The following is a 21,452-nucleotide window of genomic DNA, read 5'->3' as shown; positions in this document are numbered from 1 at the left end:
ACTTGGCTCATTTATCTTAAACTGAATAGCAAAACCGCGATTAGGCACAGCATATGAAGTAACTGTGTTGGTGCAAAATATAGAAAATATTTCCAGCCACCTGTGAGAAATGCATTCACACATTTTGAAATCGCATGGGCTGATAATCCAATCACCACAGCATAAACCAATGTTAAATTGTCGATATTACCTTGCATCACCACGGTTGCCATAGCTGCATGGACTTCAAAGAGTGATGCTAATAATGTCCCTAAAATTAAGCCTTTATCACCTAAAGCGAGATTTAATCCATAAACAAGTGCTTGGATCAAAGTAAGCGTGATGGCAATGATTGCCGCCTGTTTTAAGCTAAACATTCGACTATCAGTATTTTCTAACGGCACTGTTTCATTCGCCTCTACACGAAGCATTTCAGGTTCTGACTCTTTATTATGCTGAACTTGAGATGAGCCATAAATCAGATATAACGCAGTAAGGACCAATATCAAGATGCCGACGATACTTGGTATAACTAATATTTTAAACCAAGCAAAACTCACCCCAAGGACAATGATCAAAAGTTGAACCAATGTCGCAACACATGAAAAAAGTCCTGCCCCTGCATTACTTTTGGCACTGGCTTTTCCTGCTCGCACTTCCATGCCTAAGCTTGCGATTGTTGCTGTGCTCGACACAAAACCTGATGCCAAGGCCGATAAGATAATCGCTTTATCAGAAGATAGAAGCCGCTTGGCGATGTGCGCTAATGACTGCACCACCAAGATCAATATCAGTAATTTTAAAATCACATAGGGATTTAATACAGAACCCCAATAGGCCTGATTCGGCGTTAAAGGTAAGGCAATTAGGATCAATGCCAGTAAAAATACACCATCTCTTAACTCATAGTCTTTGATCCAATGTGCTGCAAAATGATGTAAGCCTTTTTTTCCAACTAATATGAGGGTCAACACCACAGCCAAACACGCAGCCAATGGAATATTAAATACACAAGCAGCGCCGATTAAATAGGTCATAACAAAAGCTAGTTCTGTGGTTGTGCCAATATCTTGTTTTTGCTGGCTTAATCCATAATAGCTAAACACACTGACGACAATTGCACCGATTACACCAACAGCTAAATGGATTAAAAAACACAATGCTCCAAACAGCGCACAAATGGTAAATGAGCGTAAACCGGCAAAGCTCTGTTCACTGTCCAAATTGTTGTTACGTTGACGCTCCAAACCGATGAGCAATCCACAGCCTAAAGCCGAAGCTAAAATAGTTAACAACGCTGGGAAGGATAATGTTTGTATGAGTATTTCCAAATTTAAGCCCTCCCATCAATACATTGTTTATTTTGGCAATATAAATAAAAAATAATATAAAAATTTAACGCTAAAATTTGAAAAAAACATATAAATTTAACAACTTGAGAATTTTCAATCATGTTCAAAGTTTAGTCATACTTTAAATCATAAACAATTCCATGATAAATATCCTAGTGGACATCAAATATTTCTCATCTTTTAATTAAAAAAAATATTCGAAAATCTGACTTAAATTCGGACTTTTTTACCTTCATGTCTGTTTAAAGCACACATTAAGCCCAAATCACCATAATCGCCGCAATCACCACTAGGGCTAAACCCCAATGATCAGTTCTTGCGAGTTTTTCCTTAAAGAAATAGGCAGAGATTAAGAGGCTAAATAATATTTCGATTTGACCTAGGGTTTTGACAATCGCAACCGTTTGCATACTCATAGCAGTAAACCAGCCCAAGGATGCTAGAAAGCTACAGACACTAACGCGAAAGGTCAGACCTACTCTCTCCCACATGGCAATGAGCGTTTTACGGCTAAATAGACTGAGGTACAACAGCATAATCACACATTGAAAGCCAATTACACTCAACAACACCCACGCCGCACGATGCAAAGTCGGTAAATCACTTAGCTCTAAACTGGCTTCACGAACCAATAAAGAGGTAATTGCAAAACTTAATCCACTTCCTACACCGATGCATAAAGTTGGCAGAGATAATTTTTGTCGTTGAGAACCTTTGCTTAAAAGAAAAACGGCAACACTACCAACCAAAACACCAATCCAACCAAATAAACTTAAATGTTCACTTAAGAAAATCACTCCAACAATGGCCGCAAAGATCGCTTCACTTTTCGCTAAACCGACGCCGATGGCATAATTCTTTTGTTTAAAAAGCAAGACCATTAAAATCGTCGCTAAAATTTGACTTAGCCCTGCAATCACCACATAAACCCAAAACATAGGTGTAAATGTGGTCACCTGAGTCACAGGCTGTTGCTGGTACAACACGAACAAATAAATACAGGCAAATGGGAGCCCAAAAATAAACCGTGCAAGGGTGACACCATACACATCAACAGTGGTACTGAGTTGCTTTTGAAATGCATTGCGCCATGACTGCATAAAAGCAGCCATTAAAGTGAATAAGATCCAAACTGGAAACATAAGAAAGGTGGTTTAACGGTGGATGCCTCATCAATTTACGCTTTTATTGAATTGAATGCGACCCAACACGGCTAGATTATTCATTGAACTTGGTTATAGATTCGTTGAAAAAAATTTATTTAAAAACCTGATATTAAGAACTTGGTATGTATCGAAAGGTAAGTTTTTATAAAAAAATGCAAAGGCATATCACCTTTGCATTTTGCACTTTACCAACATTTAGTTAGCGACTTACGTTAAGTTAGCTTTCAAGTAGTACAGCACCAAATTGCTCACGTAGATCTTTTTTCAGCATTTTACCTGTTCCACTCAAAGGAATAGCATCCACGAAAATCACTTTATCTGGCACCTGCCATTTAGCGACTTTATCTGCATAGTAATCCAAAATTTCTGTATCAGATAAATCGACATCTGGCTTTTTAATCGCAATCAATACAGGACGCTCATCCCATTTCGGATGGGTCGCTGCAATCACTGCCGCCATTGCAATTTTAGGATGTCCCATAGCTAAATTTTCTAACTCAACAGAAGAAATCCATTCGCCGCCCGATTTGATCAAATCTTTTGAACGGTCACTAATTTTTAAGAAACCATCTTCATTCAGCGTAGCAATATCCCCGGTATCAAACCAACCATCTGAGGTTAATGCGGACTCTGTTTTGCCAAAGTAATTGCCAATAATCCAATGCCCTTGGATTTGTAAATTACCTGTCGTTTCACCATCACGTGCAACTTCATATGTACCGCTTTCTTCATCGGTAATACGTAAATCGACCCCAAATGGTGGACGACCTTGTGACAAACGCACTTGTAATTGTTCTTCTTCAGATAATAACAAATGTTTGGCTTTAAACTGGTTTGAAGAACCTAATGGACTGGTTTCGGTCATGCCCCAAGCATGAATCGTTTCACAGTTAAATTGCTCTTTAAACACTTTCAACATCGCAGGTGGGCAAGCAGATCCACCCACCACATTACGCACTAAACTTTCGAGCTGACTACCTGCTTGTTGCGCAGCATTGATTAAACCCTGCCAAATCGTTGGAACACCCAATGCAACGGATACTTTATAGTCATCAATCATTTGCGTCAGGCTTGCTCCATCTAAACCTGGGCCTGGCAGCACTAAGGTGCAACCCACCATAGCCGCAGCATATGGCGTACCCCATGCATTGACATGGAACATCGGCACAACAGGCATCATAATATCTCGCGCTGAGATATTTAATGAATCTGGCATACAAATCGCATAACTGTGTAAGACTGTTGAACGATGACTATACAACACACCTTTAGGATTGCCTGTGGTACCCGAGGTATAACATAAAGAACTAGCCGATAATTCATCTAATTCTGGCCATGTATAGTCTGCAGATTGCCCCGCGATAAGTTCGTCATAAAATTTAACATCTGGCACAGCTTCGACAATCGCTGCATCTGGTGCATCTAAGCAAATAAAGTGCTCAACAGATTTTAATAAAGGTTTTACTGCTTTGATTAAAGGCAAAAAAGTTTTATCAAATAACATGACACGATCAGATGCATCATTGATGATAAAAACTAATTGTTCAGGAAATAGTCGAGGATTGATGGTGTGACAAACATAGCCACTACCAGAAATAGCGTACCAAGACTCTAAGTGGCGATGGTTATTCCAAGCGATCGTCGCAACACGATCCCCTAAATTTAAACCGAGTGATGCGAGAACATTCGCAAAACGTTTTGAATTTTTATGGACTTCACCCCAAGTGGTTTTCGTAATCGTCGTGTCTGTATTTTTTGAAATTACTAAACTATCCGCATGATAGCGACCCGCATGTTCAATCATGCTACTAATCAAAAGCGGTTTAAACATCATATTACCAAGCATTCTTTGCTCCCACATTCATCCATATTGAGTTGTTGTTTTTCCACACTGTCCTGCAGATTTTTTAAAACTTTGCACCATGTCAAAAGTGATTGTTCTTTATCGACAAGGTTGAAAGCAGTAGATATGAAACGCATATCCAAAACTGATTCTTATGTTTTAACCTTAAATGATTTTAGAATCCACTGTTTTATTGCTCAAAATATGAATGCTTTAGTGGTATAAAATGCAAAAATTAAAGCTTGAGCCTAGTTCAAAATATGGTCGTATTTTGTTTTCGCTCTGCTGCTTTAAAAATGTCTTTTTTTGACATCAAATAATTTACTGAATCAATAGGCATAAAAAAACCCAGTCTAGATACACTGGGTTCGACGCATTAGCCGTTGTAGTTAAGTTGAAATAGTTACAGCACTTCAAACTCAATACGACGGTTTTTCTTACGACCTTCAGGCGTAGCATTGTCTGCTACAGGCTTATTTGAGCCCATCCCTTCAGTACTTAAGTTCGCCGCTGCAATATTTTTTGAAATCAGGTAGTTTTTAACTGCATTAGCACGATCTTGGCTTAAACTTAAGTTTTTCTCAGGATTCCCCGAGCTGTCTGTGTGACCAATAATTCGTACTTTTTTCCCACCGACGCGATTCAGTGCGACAACCATTTCATCTAAGATCTGTACCCCAGATGGCGCTAAAATAGCACTGCCCGATTCAAATTCAATAATACGATTACGTAAAGCCGCATTAATAATTGCCTGTTCAGCCTGATTGACAGAAAGCTGTGCATTGAAACGAAAAGGTGCTGTGACCAAAGACTGAAACTTGGTGGTCGTGGGTTGGATATCGTTTTGATTCGACATCTTGCCACTTAAATCGACTTGCGTTCCGCGAACAGAGAGTTTTCCCTGTTTTACTTTTTTTAAGTCATCATTAATCATTTGGCTTACGCTATTGCCCCAACCATTGGGTGCAGTAACCGCTCGAACCTGAATTTTATCAACCACATTTGCCTGACCATAGGTCAAATAGGCTTTATTTAATATTTCTTGCTTGGTTGCTTCATTCGGTACAGCGCCTTCAATCACAATAGGCTCTGCCCAAAGCAAAGTCGAACAACCTAAAATGCACACACTCGCAAGAAATTTGGGCAACATTGGTAAGATTCTTTGCATCATTATTCTTCTATAAAAGTCTGTCTAAAAAGTTTAATGCCATGAATAAGGCTGATCTGACGCTCACTCAAAGACTGTTCCAATACGGCTAAGCCTGCATTTTGTTCAAGATAAGGATCAATCCAACTGGCATCAATCAAGGAAACCCAATGATCACTTTGCATATTTTGGGTAAAAACATCATTGAGTGCAGTAATATCAGCACCTTGAAAACCAAACAGTAAAACAGGTGAATCACTGTGTAGGATGCCAATGAGTAACTCAGCATCTTGGTTTTCGACAAAACGACTAATTAGGTTGACCCAAAAAGCCGCAATTTCATAGCAGTAACTAATATTATTAATTGGTAAAATCAACACTTTATTCAACCGAGACGTGCCCTGATGAATAATCGGTTGTAGCAGCAAACCGAGACCAATCATGCTTTGCGCCAACTGATAAGGCGTAAAATTCAATAAACGCGCAAATGAATGCAACGTATGATGCTCATAAAAAGAAGAGGTTTCTTCTGTCCCGAACACTTGAATTTCGTTATTCAGTTTGCCTAATTTATCGAGCAAAATATCGGGATCGCGAATAGAACGCATCACTCGGTTACGCTGATATAAATCAATTAAGGTCTGTTTATAACGATATGGTGCATACAAAATATTATCGAAAGGATCATCGATTTCTAGCAGATGAGCGAGCACCATTGGAAATTGACGCTTTGAACTGTCTTCACTGCTAATCAAATTGGCAACCAAAAAACGCTTATCTTTTGGACTGGCAATAAAGAAATCTAATGAAGGTAGTGAGTTATACGCTGCATTAAAATTGTCTGAACGCATAGCGAACTCAAGCGCCTCCGTGATCCACTGATCGATTAACTGAATCAGTGAATATTGTTCACGGCTCTTTAAGAAGTCACCACGAGCTGGACATTTTCCATAATACAGCGGTGTCGTTCTCACTTCATACATCGTCACACTCCTTGTTCTTTTGCACGAATGCCACCGCTCTCATTTTTAAATTCATCATCATGGTGTTGCTGTTCCTTGTACAACACTCATCGGTGAAGTCGCTGGAGCTACAGGCGCTTGTCCTCCAGGCATCGTTTGCGCTGCGACGACACGAACACCTTTATTCGTCACCACTTGATCAACAAGAGTCATACCTGAATAGCCTGAACCTGTAGTTGGGCCAGATGCGTTACCACTAATTAAACGGAAGTTCACTTTTACAAACACTTTTGGATTTTGTTTGCTACGCCACACCATTTCAAATGAATTACCATTTTGTGTACGCTGAGCGCCTTCAACCAATCGGTTAATACCATATTCACCCGGCTCATCAAAAATCGTATGCGTTTGACCTTCCAAGTCAATTGCAGTAATACGTGCACCCGGAATTGCCCCTTTATTTGGCCAAACGAAGTTCACCCATTGCTGAACACCGTTTTCATACACCATACGCTGACCATCAATATCAATGGTATATGAAAGTAACTGTGTGTTTTCTAATGGGAAGAACTGGAAGTTCGATTGATTGGTTGCCGCAGGTGCTGCTTGACTCAATTCCCCTGTAGCTACGCCATTACTTGGCGCAACATAGCGTTGGAAATTCGCTACGAATTGTGGATTTAAACCAATGCCCAAATCTTTCCATGTTTTCGTGGTTAAGGTATAGCCACGACGAATCACCAATGGATCTAAATATTCTTTTACAAAGCGAGCGATACTTCCGTTTTCACCAAAAATTTGGCTAATTTCATTACTGGTCGCTTGTAAAGTTGCATTGCTATTAAATGGATATTTAGGCGCAAGATTAGTTGTAAATGGTTGATACGCCTGCATTGCCCACAACTTATTAATTTCGTTTTGAGCTGGGATCAAAAGAACTTCAAATGACTGAGTCACCGGCTGCATAAAGAGTTTTTGAATCAACTGTTGATCTAATTCATTTAGACCCACAGACATTTTTTCATCCACAAATTTTTGCGTGCTATTAAAGACAGAGCTTTGATCATTGATGGTTTGTTTCACCAATGTCATGCTTGCAGGCCCCATATCACCGCCACTCTTTAAGTCATTGAACTTACTACGTACTTGACTCAAAGAAAGCATGTATTCATCTAAAATAGATTTGTTTTGCTGATCATCACGCTTACGAACCAATTGATAGAACACATCAAATTCTTTTGCAATAACACCTTGACCGGCTTTAGAAGCAACTTGCTGTGCCTGCTGCGCATCATCACGGCTGAGGACTTTACGTTTAAACCACGCAATAAAACCTTTCTGAGGCGCAGCCAGTTCTGCTTGAACAATTGGATTATCCCAGCTGGTTTCTTTCGCTATACGGTCGACCACTTTACGAATTGGCGAATTTTCAGGTTCACCTAAAATATCGATAAAACGTGACTGCTGAGCAACATCAGCACCCTTGCCATAATGTACTGCATTTAAGAATTTACGCCATTCAGCGATATATTCCTGCTTATAAAGTTCGGTTAACTGTTTACTGATCTGGTCTGGACTACCACTAAACGTCAGGTCATCAGAACGATTGGTATTGAGTACCCAATCTTGAGTATCCGTCGGATTATTCGCAGCTTGGTTAATCGCATCTTTTACATAATCATTCCAAGCTTGGTAAGTAAAAATACCCGGCAAGGCATAACTACCTAACATGCTGTTTTGGCCTGTTTCACCTAAAATTTGCTTCACAGTTACTGCTGGGAAACGTACCGAACCACGCATTTTAATTTCATTATAAACGCGGTCGCGTGCAGGAATACCCATGGTAACAGCCGTCAATAATTGACGTGTTTGATCAACCAATAAAGGATCAGATTCCATTTGCGGGAACGCAGGATCAGCAGCTAAAGTCATCGCATAAGATAAAACTTGTTCTGCTTTTTGAATCATTTCCCCACGTGGCATTTGACCACGATTTGAATCTAACCATGAACGCCAGAAACGAGTAACTTGGTCACTCAAATGGCTCGATTCCATATATTTATGATTGCTCATCATCAAATACGCCTTCAGTGCATTGTAGGCATCCTGAGGATTAGTATCCGATGGTTCTAAATAGGGCTGATTTGATTTCACAGCTTGAGTGATTTGCACATTGACGTGATTTTCTTTCAACGTCGCTTCATTGGCTTTAACGCGCTGTAAGTACTGCGCCATATTTTGCTGAGATGGTGCCAATACAATTTGTTGAATACCTCGTAAATACTCAACTTTGAGTTTTTCACGAATTTTATTCCCTTGGTATAAACCAAAGCTATATTTCAAAGGACGATCTTCATCAAAATGATCGAGCTGCTGTAAATGCCCTTGTAATATCAGCAATGCATCCAATTGAGTCGAAAGCTCACTTCCGCTACGGCTTTCCATTTGTACAACTTTGTCTAGGTCTGCCTGAACTTCAGCCACGAGTTGTTGGTTATTACGATACGACCAAACCCATAATCCAAGCACCACAGCAACCAATAATAATGCAGCAATAAATGCCATAAAACGCTGACGCTTACGTGCAGGATTGATATGTTGTTTAACCAGATTTTTATCTTTTAAAATGACGGTTGAAAAGAGTCCTTTTAAGAAATAACCATGATCTTGCGAAACAGAATTTGTCGGAATGCCAAACTCACTATCCGTACTTTTCACCAAATGAAAATCTTCAGCAATTTGTTCGGTCATCGGACTTTCAATCACACCTTCTTGTAACGCACTGGTGAAATAGAACCCACGGAATACCGGTTTAAACTGATAAGGGTTGTCTTGAAACAACGTACCAATAAAAGTTTTTAACACTGGCTTTAAACTTTTAAACTCAAGTGGAAATGTCATTACACTTGGAGAAATATTTTGCGAATGACGACGACTCAAGTGCGTAGTACTGACGCTCTTCAAGCCATCGTATAAAATTGAATAATGCTTTTCGAACATCTCAACGGCATGCTCAGATGAGTCTGGATCATAAGGCAGTGTTGCACCCCAAACTTGATCAAATTCATCCTTATCATAACAATCAAAAAATTCAGTAAAGCCGGCAATCAAATCCATTTTTGAAAAAACGATATACACTGGCGCAAAAATTTCTAAACGTTCAGTCAAATCCTGTATACGTGCGCGTAAGTTTTTGGCTAATTTGATTGATTTTTCAGGACTTTGACTAACAAGCTCCGCCACAGAAACAATCACGATTAAACCGTTAATTGGTGCTTTAGAACGGTTTTTCTTTAGAATATTTAAAAAGCCTAACCATTCTGAATGGTCTTCGGCATAAACAGAATATCGACCTGCGGTATCGAGTAATACACCATCTGTAGAGAAAAACCAATCGCAGTTACGTGTCCCACTTAAACCTGCAGACACCATTTTCTGATGAGTTTCTTCAAATGGAAATCTAAGGCCAGAATTATAAATCGCCGAACTCTTACCCGCTGCTGGGTTACCAATCACCATGTACCAAGGCAATTCATATAGCGCTGCATTACCCTTTTTATCACCAAGTTTTGATTTACGGATAAGTTGAATCGAGTCTTTCATTTGCTGATTGATCAGCGCAAGTTCTTCTTTATTCTTTTGTTTGCCGTATTCAGCTTCATTATCTTTGGCAATCGCCTCAGCAAGCTCTTCGCCTTGCTGTTTATGACGATAATGCTGCACTAATTCATAAATACCCCACAGAATTAATCCGAGAATATAAACAGCAACCACAATGTAAAAAGTCTTTTGCGGAATCGAATTATGCATGGCAACAATGGCCACAAAAAATGACAAAGCCACCATCGCTTTAGGATTGGTGACGTACTGCCAAACATAACCGAGGATCGTATAAAATAGTGTGTTCACAATGTTCTCAATTTCGTCTTAATTCTAATTAAACAGTTTCTTGTTCAAGTTCATCTTCTACTGAAAATGCTTGAATAAAAGCAAATGTCGATTCTTGGTCTGTGCTATAAATCATGGCAGTTAACTCTTCTGGCAAGTGCATACCCAACATGAATCCAAAAATTTTTGCCAATTGCTGGGTATTTCCAAGATTCTGTTTTGTATATAAAAAATGATAGGTTTCAATCGCGGTTTCATTAAATTTATACTGTAATTTTTTCACCACTTTCATATCCGTTGCATCATCTAACATCAATAAAAAGGGTTGTTCTTGATCATACTGATCTAAATTATTCAGTGCTTTAAGCTCTAAATTACGTTTCAACTCAGGCTCATGTGCCACCACTTGTAGCACTTTATTTGGAGTTAAACCTCGAACTTGAACGTCTGAAGCAGCCAAACACCAACTCGATGCAAACTCTGCAGCAATGTATTTTTCTTGTAACCACATCTTTTCATCAATCCATTCTTGGTCGATTTCAGAGTCAGCATTGAGAATCAAACTGACTTCAAACTTTTGTTTTGAAATCATCTCTAAAATGCTTAACCATTCTGAATAAGCGACTTGAGTGCCGATAAAATGTGGCTCGATATGAATTTGTTCGGGAATGATCGAAAATCCGTCAGATAGATACTGCTGAATAATTTGAGCATAATCATCATTCCATTGATGAATCAAATTATCAGCAAGCAAAATATGGACATTTAAACGATTTAAACGTGAAACTTGCTGTGCATTGTTCGCCAAATGTTCTGGATGTTCATCTTGCGTATAATCTGGATCCACCCAACCCGGATGCATACGGTACTGATATGCCAATTCACTATCATAAAAGAGTGCTGATTGCTTCAGATGCTCAGCAATTAAAAATAGACTTTCAACGTGTTGCTCTAGTTGTTGCTGAATAAGTGACTGGATTCGTTTTTCACGCATGGTGATGGCACTATATTCATCATCCGCTTCTTCATTGGTGAGATCATCTAAATCTTTGATTCGAAATGAAAGAACAGGTAAACCGTATGCATTGAATAATTTATCATCGAGTTCAGGACTTTTGAATTGTTGAATATCTTGGATAATTTGTTCATTTTCACCAAAACTATGCCAAGCCGCTGAAGAATGAACATTTAAACGAAATTGCTGTACATCGACAGGCTTCGGTTTTGCTTGTTCAATGGCCTCAAGTTGTTGTTGCTCAGCTTGTTCTTCTGCACGTTTTTCAGCTTCAAATTTTTTTTCTTTTTGATGTTGAATGCCCTTATAAATCAAATAAGGCGACAAAATAATTGCACATAAAGCGACAGGAAGAATTAGAAAATAGGTGACCAGGTCAAAAGCTGTCGGGTCATAGCCTGTATCTCGCCAGTAAAAAATCACGAAAGCAGTACACAAAACAAAAAGCGTACTAAAGGTACCAATTATTAATTTCAGCATTATTATAAATTCCCCATTAAGGCATAACAGGTTTCTGTATTATCGACCTGTTTATTCGGCTGTAAAAATGCTCCCTGAGCTAAACCAATTCCGCTCAAAGAATTTAAACACACCGGTTTTATTTCTTCTTTTTGTAAAATTAAGCGCACATCCACCATTAATGTTGGACTGCACCAAGTTTGAATCATTTGTTTTAATTTTAGGCTGCGTGCCTGATTCGGTAAAAATGTTAAATAATCTTCATGATTTAAAGGTCCAATCACGATTTCAATTTTTTCGTCAATCTGTTGAATCTTCTCACCACAAAAAGTATTCAGCCCCAATAAGCTCGGCTGAGATCCACCTAAACATGTTCTCTGATCTTCTTCAAATACAAAAGTTTCAGGGATAAATTCTCGAATATCAAATTTCTGCTTAAAGATACAATTCAGCATGGTTTTTAATGCATAAGCTGTATTGTTTTGCCCCTGCATTAAACCTGAGAATTCAGCAAAATAATCATCTAAATCTGGCTGATCATGCTGGCTACTGATATAACCATTTAATGCATGTAAAATATCAAGATAGTGATTATCCTGCTCGATTTCATAACGAATAGGTAAATGATAATTTAAACTGGCATCAACATAATGTGCTGTTAATTTATGATTAAACAGCCCTAAAAACTTTTGTGTTTCGTGTCGCTGATGTCGCCCGCTGAGCTTAATCTTATTGGTATAGCTATAAGGTAATGCACCTTGAATACCCGTTAAACCCACCATTAAATTTGTCAGTTCAACTTTCTCATCGTTGAACTCTAAACTTTCAATTTCAGTGTTCGGGAAGTTCAAATTAAGTGAACTATTAAACTCAAAGTCATTGGCCCAATGGACTTGAGCTGCTCCATAAGGTGCATGTCTTAACAAACGAGTAGCTTGAACAAACTCGTAGGCTTTCGGTTCTTGGAAAAGTCCGTCAATTACAGAGCTTTCTTGCCACCAACGTTCTGCACGCATTGGTATAACTCCTGTTGACTATTTGCATCAAAAACCGAGACATCGACAAAGCTGTTCATATTGACTTTTAAATTAAAGATATGGGCCAGCAATTGACTAAATATATATAGGCTATGTCCTCTAAATATATCCGCATCGATATCGAGCTGTACTTTTAAACCTCTGACAAATAATGGAAATGGTTTACTATCCACAAGTTTCTGCGTAGTAGAAAACTGAATATTTTTTATGGAGTCGATAATAATTTGGTTTTCTTTCGATTTAGGTAAATTATACAATTCCAAAAGTTCTTTAATATGAGAGACCGTATCGCCTTTCATTAAAGACATATTATTCAAAGATAAATGTGAAATGACCCGCCACTGTTCTTGTTTATTTTGCTCAAAATAATACGGTAACGACGGTCGTTTGAGCATCAGGGCACGACGGGCCAAATTACTATCATTCAGAGTTAATGCATTCTGATCTTTATTATAACTTTCGTAAGGTAACTCACGATTACTACACAAAAGTTCAGTACTAATAAAATCGGACTGAGTACTATGTGGGTCTAAAGCACGAGATATGATTGAATAGTTTAATTCCTGATGTTTATTCTTCATCTGCTGCGGATTTAAACTATAAAAAAACTGGACTTTATCCTGATGATAATGACTCATTGCAAAAAAAGGCAGTACCGGATAATACACTTCATCTTGGTTACTTTTTTCACGCACCATATTCATTTTTAAAATGCTATAGGCCTGAAAATATTCAGGATGGTGTGCATCTGTCACCAATGGATATTCCATTCGCTTATGATTAATCTTTTGCGGCTCTGCTTGTTTATTGAAAAGATTAACAATTGGTGTAGCAAACAATTTAAAATTTGCCGCATTTAATTCTGAATAATTTCGAATCGCCGCTTGATCATTTAAATTGAGTTTAAAGTGCATTTGAACTTCAAATTCACTGTGTTCTAAACTTAAAAACTTAATGAAATCTAAATTTAGATTTAAAAAATTGAATTTTTCAGGAACACAAAAATATTCCATCAATAAACGATATGCATGATGCGTATGCTGATCGATAGGTAGAACACTTTGAACTTCATCAAAGCCCATAATTTCAAATGGATTGGCAATATCAAAAATGTGCTGCCCCACACGAATCGAAAAACTCGTAGTCGATTTAAAAATACTATCTAAAACCTGTAAAGGAAAATTAGAAATAGCGTCTAAAAATATCGGCAAAGTTTCATTTTTGAGTAAAGCGCGCTTATTCGAAAAAATTTCAAATCCTAAGCTCAATGTAGCATTTTGATTTAAATGCATATGTGCCGATGGATGAGTTTTGAAATTGAGCTGTTTTAATTGAATCGGTAATAATGTGACTTCTTGTACCGTCTGATATTCACATTGAACACCACGCGTACTTTTGGCTTTTAGACTGGTCGCCTTTGGAATAACGTGTCGATCTGTTAATTGCTTAATTTTATTTATATCTTCGAAGCTCACCACAGAACATGCAGGAAATGGTTTTAAATATTGAGGAAACATCACCTCAAAAATTGAACGGGTAAAAACGTCATAACTATCTGCAAGTTTTTTATCAATCCGTGCAGAAATTAGAGAAAATGCTTGAATTAAACGCTCAATATGCGGGTCATCTATTTGTTCTTGGTTTAAAGACAAACGCTGGGCGATTTTGGGGTATTTACTGGCAAATTCACGGGACTGTTGTCCAAATTCCTGTAGTTGTTTTTCGTAATACGGTAACAGCTCTTCAATCACAGATAACCCACTTCATTAAGCTCTTGGAGAAATAACATATTGTTGTGTTGTTGGTTTTAATAAAGCATCAAAAATAACTGGCTCATATAGGGGATGAATATTTAAATAAGCCTGAATACTTAAACATAGCGCCCCCATATTATGGCCATCCATAAGCATTTCGACCCGAATCTGTTTTAAACGCGGTTCATGTGCAGCAATCGATTGCTCAATTGACTGGCAAATTTTGTCGCGATCCGATGGATTTGCTGTCGATAAGCCAACAAAATCGATAATGCCAAATTGCAAAATAGATTTTTTTGCTAATGGAAAGTCATCAATCAGTTCATCTAACTTTGCCACCCGACTATTGAGGAGATCCTCTAAATCGGAGGCAACAGATTCACGAAGTTCTTGCAAAGACAGACCTTGAGTCTGCTGAGCATCTGCTGGTAATAAACGGTCAAATAATGTCGTTCTAAAACCATAAGGATAAAGCTGATCGAGATTCATATCTTCTTATAAATATTTAAAAAAATGAAAATAGAGGCTACCCAAGTTAGCCTCTATCTGAATCCATCTATTACGCCGCGTATGAAGCAGTGTTGTTAGATAATGACCACTTCTTAGTAACAGCACCTTTCGCAGTACCGTTAATATCTTGTTGGTTATATGTCCACTCTACTGCAGCATATTTCAAACCAAATGATTCGTGCGGAACACCTTCATCATTTACAGTTGGAGTCACACTAGAAACCAACACATGTTTCAGTTTGATTTGAAGATATTTAATACGTTTATCGCCATTCGCACGGTAGAAATCAATTTGAACTTCATCAAATGTATAACCTGCTGAACATGCTTCCCAAAGTTTAGGGCTTGTCGCGTCTAAATCTTTAACAAAAACCATATCAGAATGTTCTACACGTTCTGCAGTGTGACCACCCACACTTGAAGAAGTCGCAGATTTAGGTTGACGGATGTTATGCGTCCAAGAGTTTACTTCTAACCAACTCTTGTGCTCTGCATCACGAGATTCGCCGTCTACTTTGTACTTACCACGAAATTGAATGTATATATCTTTCATTGTTCTGAATACCTATTTATTTAAAGTTATTATAGTGTTGACCCAAAATTAATTTGAGGACTGAGGTAACTCGGTCACAAGTCGTAATGAAACAGACAACTCATCCAACTGGAAATGTGGTCTTAAGAAAACCACAGATTTGTAGTGACCAGGCAAAGCTGGATTTTCTACAACTTTTACAGAAGCTTCACGCAATGGATACTGAGCTTTAGCTTCTTGAGATGCACCATCATCGAGTAATACATATTGCGACAACCATTCATTTAAGAAGGTCTCAACATTACCCGCTGATGCAAAACTACCCACTTTGTCACGCATCATTGCTTTTAAATAATGTGCAATACGTGAAACTGCCATGATGTATTGGATCTGGCTAGACAATGCAGAGTTGGCATTTGCTGTATCGCTATCATATTTTTTAGGTTTTTGCGTCGATTGCGCACCGAAAAATGCTGCATAATCCGTATTTTTGCAGTGTACCAACGGAATAAAACCAAGATCACTCAGTTCTTTTTCACGACGGTCTGTAATGGCAATTTCAGTTGGGCATTTAAAGACCACTTCACCATCATTGGTTTTGAACGTATGGACAGGCAAACCTTCAACTAAACCACCACCTTCTACACCACGAATCGCAGCACACCAACCATGCATATCAAAAGCATTGGTTAAACGTGTACCAAAGGCATAAGCCGCGTTCATCCATAAATATTCATTATGGTTTTCGCCTGAAACTTCTTCAACGAAGTTAAATCCTTCAGTGGCAATACCTTCTTTTGGATCATATGGCAAACGACCCAATACACGTGGCATTGTCAATGCAACATAACGTGCATCATCACTTTCACGGAATGAACGCCATTGTACATATTCAGCAGTTTCAAAGATTTTAGACACATCGCGTGGACGATCAATATCAGTGAAAGATTCTAGACCCAACATATTCGGGCTTGCTGCCGAAATAAACGGTGCATGTGCAGCCGCCGCGACATGTGAAATTTGCTCAAGCAAGTACATGTCAGAAGGTGTACGGTCAAACTCAAAATCACCAATCAATGTTGCATAAGGCGCACCACCGAACGATCCATATTCTTCTTCATAGATTTTTTTGAACAACGTGCTTTGGTCAAAATCTGTCGCACCTTGGAAATCTTTAATCAGCTCTTTTTTCGTCGTATTTAACATACGAATTTTTGTTAAAGAGTTTGAAGGTGTTTCTTGGCAGAAATAATACAAACCACGCCATGTCGATTCAATTTTTTGAAATTCAGCATGGTGCATGATTTTACTTAACTGAGATGAAATCAACGCATCAATTTCAGCAATACGCTTATCAATTGATAAAGTCATATTGTCCGAAACGGTGATGGTACCTGCCATGACTTCTTTGGCAAGTTCACCGATCAGACTTTTTGCACGATCATGTTCTTGATCTGTACGCGCAATACGACTTTGTTCAACAATTGAATCTAAAAGCGAATATTCTTCAGTTGCTTCAAGGTTTGCAGCAGTTGCAGTATTAAAATTACTCATTTTCTGCCTCCACACTCAACTTACGAATTTGATCAGTGTTATGTAACACTTCATCCAGTAAATCTTCTAAGCGTTCATTATTTGAAATTTTATTACGCAAGTCAGACAGACGCTCACGCGCGGCAACTAACTTTTGTAATGGATCAACCTGTTGTACAACTTGCTCTGGAGTGAAATCGGCCATGCTCTTAAAGGTAAGATCTACCGACATTTTTCCACCGTCTTCAGTCAAGGTATTCTCAACTTGAAAATTAGCACGTGGCGCTAAAGACTCCATTACCTCATCAATATTATCTAAATCAACATTAATGAATTTCTTGTCTTTTAATTTAGTTTTCTCTACTTCAGATGCCGCAGAGAAATCACCTAACACCCCAACAACGAATGGTAACTCTTTAATTTCTTTACCGTCGCCAACTTCAACATCGTAAGTCAATTGAACACGAGGAGGACGAATTCGTTGAAGTTTTTTCTGTACACTTTCACGTTTTGCCATGAGTGCTTTTCCTTGTTATTTATTCTTCAATGTATCGAAAGGTGAACCACCAGTAGCAGGTTTTTTCGCTGTAGTCTGCGGTTTTGCTGTCGTGGTGGTTTTCTTTTTGCTTGCAGCTGTAGTCGTTTGTTTAGGCTTGGTAGACGCTGTATTGGTTCGTTTTTTAGCTGGTGTTGTCTGTTTAGATTTCACATTGCTCGATGATTCTGTACTTTTTTCACGAACATCTGCTGCAGCAGACGTAGATTTATCAATCGTCGGCTGAATATAACGAATATTATCCGACAACACTTTGGCAGGAGAATAGGTCTGTTCATCTAGAGTACGATTTTCATTACTCCGCATATGATTCAGCGCATTATAAGAAATAGCGATACCTGCTAAAAAAGTGACATCAGTAAGTTCAGGCGACTGATAGTTCTTTTCTCGCAGCAGATTGACCGCTTGCAATGCTTTTAAATTGTAACCATTAGCTTGATATTTTTTGGCAATATCTACAAAAATTTCATTTTTTAAGTTCTCATTTTTCTTATTTTTCTTGTCACATAACTGATTATAAAAACCAATAATCTCTGGATCTGTATCACCTACTGCCAGTGGATAATCCTTTAAACAGGATTTTTTCACAAATGCCGCTTTATCTTTTGCAAAAACGGTTTGTGTTAAACTGGCTGCTAAAATTATAGGTAATAAAACACTAAATTTATTCAAAATTGCCTCTGTATTTCTACGTGCTAAAACTTAATTTATGTGGAGAAATCACCACTTATTTTCCCGTGGGTTTTCTCTTCATTTATCAAAATTAAAAATATGCTGCAGATTTAACAAAAAATAAGCACATAGAGTCAATACAAAAATGTGCCAAATACTCCAAAGTTTGTCGACTATTTGTTTTTTTTTGTTTCATTTTATAAAAAAATCTTTTTCCTTTTTTTATTTAATCTGTATTATATCGCCTAAAGCAAGACACTAATAATATATAAGGTGTTGATTTTAAAGTTTTTATTTTTATAGCAAGAAAAAAGAGATCACAGTCAAACTTGTAAAATTTCGTACTGTGGATTCTAAATTTGATGAGTTATTTATGAATAATTTAAAAGTTTTAATTACTAAACTTTCACCTCACGCCCGCATTTCACTCGAAAAGTCAGCCAATACATGTATTTCACAGCAAAATTATGAAATCGAAATTGAACATTTTTTACTCGAATTATTAACCTATAACAATAAAAATGACCTTCAAATACTCTTAGAAAAATACAAAGTTTCTGCAGACGGTTTGGCAGATGACCTCAAAGAAAGTATCGCTCAACTTCCAAAAGGAAATACGCGCACCCCGATTTTTGCCCAATCCATTGTGCGCTTACTTGAACAAGCTTGGTTATTAGCATCTGCTGAACAAAATCCACAAATTCGTAGTGGTCATTTACTTGTTGCACTGCTTACCGCGCCAGATTTATACCAAATCGCAGCAAGAGCTTCTTCTCTATTCGATTTATTACCTATCGATACGATTAAACATAAATTTTTAGATCTTTGCCTAAAAAGCATTGAAAATGAAGATTTAGCAACAGCATCACTTGATGAAAAATCAGCAGTACAAACGAATGTAACTACGCCAGTTAAAACACCAGCTCTAGACCAATACACCATTAATCTTACTGAAAAAGCTAAAAATGGTGGCATTGATCCTGTGATTGGTCGTGAGTTTGAAATCCGCTTAATGCTCGATATTTTGATGCGTCGTCGTCAAAACAATCCGATTTTAACGGGTGAGCCTGGTGTTGGTAAAACGGCCGTTGTTGAAGGTCTTGCATTAAAAATTGCAACCAACCAAGTTCCAGATGCTTTAAAAAATGTCAGCATTCATACTTTAGATATGGGCTTACTACAAGCGGGTGCCAGTGTTAAAGGTGAATTCGAAAATCGCTTAAAACAAGTCATTCATGAAGTTCAAGCCTCTGCACATCCAATCATTTTATTTATTGATGAAGCACACACGTTGATTGGTGCGGGTGGTCAAGCAGGTCAAAATGATGCAGCAAACCTGTTAAAACCGGCGCTTGCACGTGGTGAGTTAAGAACCATTGCCGCAACCACATGGGCTGAATATAAGCAGTATTTTGAAAAAGATGCCGCATTAAGCCGACGCTTCCAAGTAATTCAGGTTGAAGAACCGACTGAAGAAGTCGCAATCGATATGCTGCGTGCCATGATTCCCGTGATGGCAAAACATTTCAATTTACAAATTGACGATGAAGCTATCGTTACTGCAGTCCATGCATCACACCGTTATATCACTGGCCGTCAATTGCCTGATAAAGCGATTAGTGTCTTAGATACGGCTTCTGCGCGTGTTGCGTTAACGCAAAATGCACAACCTGTAAAATTGGATCAACTTCATGCTCAATTACATAATTTGAAGCTTGAATTGGCGATTCTTGAAAATGAACATAAGAATATTCCTATTCACCACGAACGCATTGAAAGTGTAAAAACACAAATATCCGCGCTTGAACAAGAAATTCAGTCGACAGAAACGCAGTGGAAAATAGAACTCGAAATCGTTCAACAGATTAAAACGCTTGAACAAGAGTCCGAGCAAAAACCAGAAAATATTGAAACTTTAAGCAATATTCGTAACCAACTGGCAACTTTACAAGGTCAAACGCCGCTGGTTTTTGAACGTGTGAATGCACAAATTATTAATGAAATCATTTCAGACTGGACCGGTATCCCAGTTGGAAAAATGGTGAATGATGAAATTCAGCAAATTTTGAAGCTTGAAACACAGTTAGAACAACGTGTGATGGGTCAAGATTATGCACTACATCAACTGGTACAAGGCATTAAAACCTCCAAAGCAAAATTGGAAGATCCAAATAAACCTCAAGGCGTTTTCATGCTGGTTGGCCCAAGTGGTGTGGGTAAAACCGAAACTGCACTTGCGTTAGCAAACGAGTTATATGGTGGTGAGTCTCATTTAATCACCATTAACATGTCTGAATATCAAGAAGCACATACCGTGTCGTCTTTAAAAGGTGCTCCTCCAGGCTATGTCGGTTATGGCCAAGGTGGCGTACTGACAGAAGCAGTTCGCCGTAACCCATATAGTGTGGTTTTACTTGATGAGATTGAAAAAGCACACAGCGATGTTCAAGAATTATTCTACCAAGTATTCGATAAAGGTACTTTGGAAGATGGCGAAGGTCGTGTCATTGACTTTAAAAATACTACGATCTTATTGACTTCAAATGCAGGCTCTAGTGCCATTATGCAGGCCTGTTTAAATCAGCCAGTAGAAGAATGGCCGTCAGCAGAAGAACTTTTAGATGTATTAAAACCAGCTTTATATAAACAATTTAAGCCGGCATTTTTAGGTCGTATGCGTATCGTGCCGTATTTCCCATTGCACGATGATCTGCTCGTACGCATTATTCAGCATAAATTAGGCAAAATCACCGCGCGTATTGAAAAACAATATGGTACGCAAACACGCTATACCGATGATTTAGTCGAATTATTATTAAGTCGCTGTACTGAGGTCGATAGTGGTGCGCGTAATGTCGACAACATTTTAAATGCGACGGTCTTGCCTGCTTTAGCCACTGAATTACTCATGGCAATGAGTGAGCAAAAGATTCCATCGGTCATTGAAATCGATGTCAAAGACGATGAAATTATTTATGTTTTAGATCCTAAAAGTAAACCTGCGAAAAAACGCAGCAGCAAAAAGACTAAAACCTTAGAAGCATAAG

15 protein-coding genes are annotated in these 21,452 nt (G+C 38.2%); 1 reads left to right on the top strand and 14 read right to left on the bottom strand.

Translation table 11 applies throughout. From position 1 onward, the window contains the following. Positions 1 to 11: 11 nt before the first annotated feature. The 14 genes from FTV04_RS10770 to FTV04_RS10705 all read right to left on the bottom strand — a co-directional run bounded on the left by FTV04_RS10770 (position 12) and on the right by FTV04_RS10705 (position 18,405). Positions 12 to 1,310 (bottom strand): MgtC/SapB family protein, encoded by a 1,299-nt coding sequence (locus FTV04_RS10770; RefSeq protein ID WP_180008124.1) that lies wholly within the window; start codon positions 1,308 to 1,310, stop codon positions 12 to 14. Positions 1,311 to 1,585: 275 nt separating this feature from the next. Next, positions 1,586 to 2,473 carry a DMT family transporter gene (locus tag FTV04_RS10765; RefSeq protein WP_180008123.1) on the bottom strand — a complete coding sequence of 296 codons (888 nt, stop codon included), beginning with the start codon at positions 2,471 to 2,473 and terminating at the stop codon, positions 1,586 to 1,588. 241 nt (positions 2,474 to 2,714) lie between these two features. Then, positions 2,715 to 4,343 (bottom strand): long-chain-fatty-acid--CoA ligase, encoded by a 1,629-nt coding sequence (locus tag FTV04_RS10760; protein WP_180089513.1) that lies wholly within the window; start codon positions 4,341 to 4,343, stop codon positions 2,715 to 2,717. A 400-nt stretch (positions 4,344 to 4,743) separates the two neighbouring features. Beyond that, positions 4,744 to 5,490: an OmpA family protein gene (locus FTV04_RS10755; RefSeq protein ID WP_257221031.1), complete on the bottom strand. Its 747-nt coding sequence runs from the start codon at positions 5,488 to 5,490 to the stop codon at positions 4,744 to 4,746. Positions 5,491 to 5,510: 20 nt separating this feature from the next. Continuing rightward, positions 5,511 to 6,470: a type VI secretion system-associated protein TagF gene (gene tagF, locus FTV04_RS10750; RefSeq protein WP_168379476.1), complete on the bottom strand. Its 960-nt coding sequence runs from the start codon at positions 6,468 to 6,470 to the stop codon at positions 5,511 to 5,513. Between the two features lie 57 nt (positions 6,471 to 6,527). Next, the gene (tssM, locus tag FTV04_RS10745; protein ID WP_180089509.1) at positions 6,528 to 10,358 is read right to left on the bottom strand and encodes a type VI secretion system membrane subunit TssM; all 3,831 of its coding nucleotides are present in this window, start codon (positions 10,356 to 10,358) and stop codon (positions 6,528 to 6,530) included. A gap of 28 nt (positions 10,359 to 10,386) precedes the next feature. Next, the gene (locus tag FTV04_RS10740; protein ID WP_180089507.1) at positions 10,387 to 11,832 is read right to left on the bottom strand and encodes a hypothetical protein; all 1,446 of its coding nucleotides are present in this window, start codon (positions 11,830 to 11,832) and stop codon (positions 10,387 to 10,389) included. A gap of 2 nt (positions 11,833 to 11,834) precedes the next feature. Next, on the bottom strand, positions 11,835 to 12,827 hold the full coding sequence (tssG, locus tag FTV04_RS10735) for a type VI secretion system baseplate subunit TssG (RefSeq protein ID WP_180041440.1): 993 nt from the start codon (positions 12,825 to 12,827) through the stop codon (positions 11,835 to 11,837). Beyond that, positions 12,791 to 14,599 (bottom strand): type VI secretion system baseplate subunit TssF, encoded by a 1,809-nt coding sequence (gene tssF / locus FTV04_RS10730; protein ID WP_180089505.1) that lies wholly within the window; start codon positions 14,597 to 14,599, stop codon positions 12,791 to 12,793. The genes tssG and tssF overlap by 37 nt, the downstream gene beginning before the upstream one ends. A 15-nt stretch (positions 14,600 to 14,614) precedes the next feature. Continuing rightward, the gene (gene tssE, locus FTV04_RS10725; RefSeq protein WP_078190770.1) at positions 14,615 to 15,091 is read right to left on the bottom strand and encodes a type VI secretion system baseplate subunit TssE; all 477 of its coding nucleotides are present in this window, start codon (positions 15,089 to 15,091) and stop codon (positions 14,615 to 14,617) included. Positions 15,092 to 15,161: 70 nt separating this feature from the next. After that, the gene (locus FTV04_RS10720; RefSeq protein WP_078190771.1) at positions 15,162 to 15,665 is read right to left on the bottom strand and encodes a type VI secretion system tube protein Hcp; all 504 of its coding nucleotides are present in this window, start codon (positions 15,663 to 15,665) and stop codon (positions 15,162 to 15,164) included. A 48-nt stretch (positions 15,666 to 15,713) separates the two neighbouring features. Beyond that, on the bottom strand, positions 15,714 to 17,198 hold the full coding sequence (gene tssC / locus FTV04_RS10715; protein ID WP_168379480.1) for a type VI secretion system contractile sheath large subunit: 1,485 nt from the start codon (positions 17,196 to 17,198) through the stop codon (positions 15,714 to 15,716). Next, the gene (tssB, locus tag FTV04_RS10710) at positions 17,191 to 17,694 is read right to left on the bottom strand and encodes a type VI secretion system contractile sheath small subunit (protein ID WP_078193364.1); all 504 of its coding nucleotides are present in this window, start codon (positions 17,692 to 17,694) and stop codon (positions 17,191 to 17,193) included. The genes tssC and tssB overlap by 8 nt, the downstream gene beginning before the upstream one ends. 15 nt (positions 17,695 to 17,709) lie before the next feature. Continuing rightward, positions 17,710 to 18,405, bottom strand: coding sequence for a hypothetical protein (locus FTV04_RS10705; protein ID WP_180089503.1), 696 nt, complete (start codon positions 18,403 to 18,405; stop codon positions 17,710 to 17,712). Positions 18,406 to 18,778: 373 nt separating this feature from the next. On the opposite strand from FTV04_RS10705, the gene tssH reads away from it, so the two are divergent. Further along, on the top strand, positions 18,779 to 21,451 hold the full coding sequence (gene tssH, locus FTV04_RS10700; protein WP_180089501.1) for a type VI secretion system ATPase TssH: 2,673 nt from the start codon (positions 18,779 to 18,781) through the stop codon (positions 21,449 to 21,451). Position 21,452 lies beyond the last annotated feature (1 nt).

This window comes from Acinetobacter sp. YH12219, assembly GCF_013417875.1.
Taxonomy (GTDB): domain Bacteria; phylum Pseudomonadota; class Gammaproteobacteria; order Pseudomonadales; family Moraxellaceae; genus Acinetobacter; species Acinetobacter amyesii.
This window is presented reverse-complemented; position numbering and strand designations above follow the sequence as displayed.

Excerpts from the sequence above, each read along its gene's own strand:
- FTV04_RS10765 (WP_180008123.1), bottom strand. The coding sequence starts at position 2,473 with ATGTTTCCAGTTTGGATCTTATTCACTTTAATGGCTGCTTTTATGCAG.
- FTV04_RS10760 (WP_180089513.1), bottom strand. The coding sequence starts at position 4,343 with ATGCTTGGTAATATGATGTTTAAACCGCTTTTGATTAGTAGCATGATT.
- FTV04_RS10755 (WP_257221031.1), bottom strand. The coding sequence starts at position 5,490 with ATGTTGCCCAAATTTCTTGCGAGTGTGTGCATTTTAGGTTGTTCGACT.
- tagF (WP_168379476.1), bottom strand. The coding sequence starts at position 6,470 with ATGTATGAAGTGAGAACGACACCGCTGTATTATGGAAAATGTCCAGCT.
- FTV04_RS10740 (WP_180089507.1), bottom strand. The coding sequence starts at position 11,832 with ATGCTGAAATTAATAATTGGTACCTTTAGTACGCTTTTTGTTTTGTGT.
- tssG (WP_180041440.1), bottom strand. The coding sequence starts at position 12,827 with ATGCGTGCAGAACGTTGGTGGCAAGAAAGCTCTGTAATTGACGGACTT.
- tssE (WP_078190770.1), bottom strand. The coding sequence starts at position 15,091 with ATGAATCTCGATCAGCTTTATCCTTATGGTTTTAGAACGACATTATTT.
- FTV04_RS10720 (WP_078190771.1), bottom strand. The coding sequence starts at position 15,665 with ATGAAAGATATATACATTCAATTTCGTGGTAAGTACAAAGTAGACGGC.
- tssC (WP_168379480.1), bottom strand. The coding sequence starts at position 17,198 with ATGAGTAATTTTAATACTGCAACTGCTGCAAACCTTGAAGCAACTGAA.
- tssB (WP_078193364.1), bottom strand. The coding sequence starts at position 17,694 with ATGGCAAAACGTGAAAGTGTACAGAAAAAACTTCAACGAATTCGTCCT.
- tssH (WP_180089501.1), top strand. The coding sequence starts at position 18,779 with ATGAATAATTTAAAAGTTTTAATTACTAAACTTTCACCTCACGCCCGC.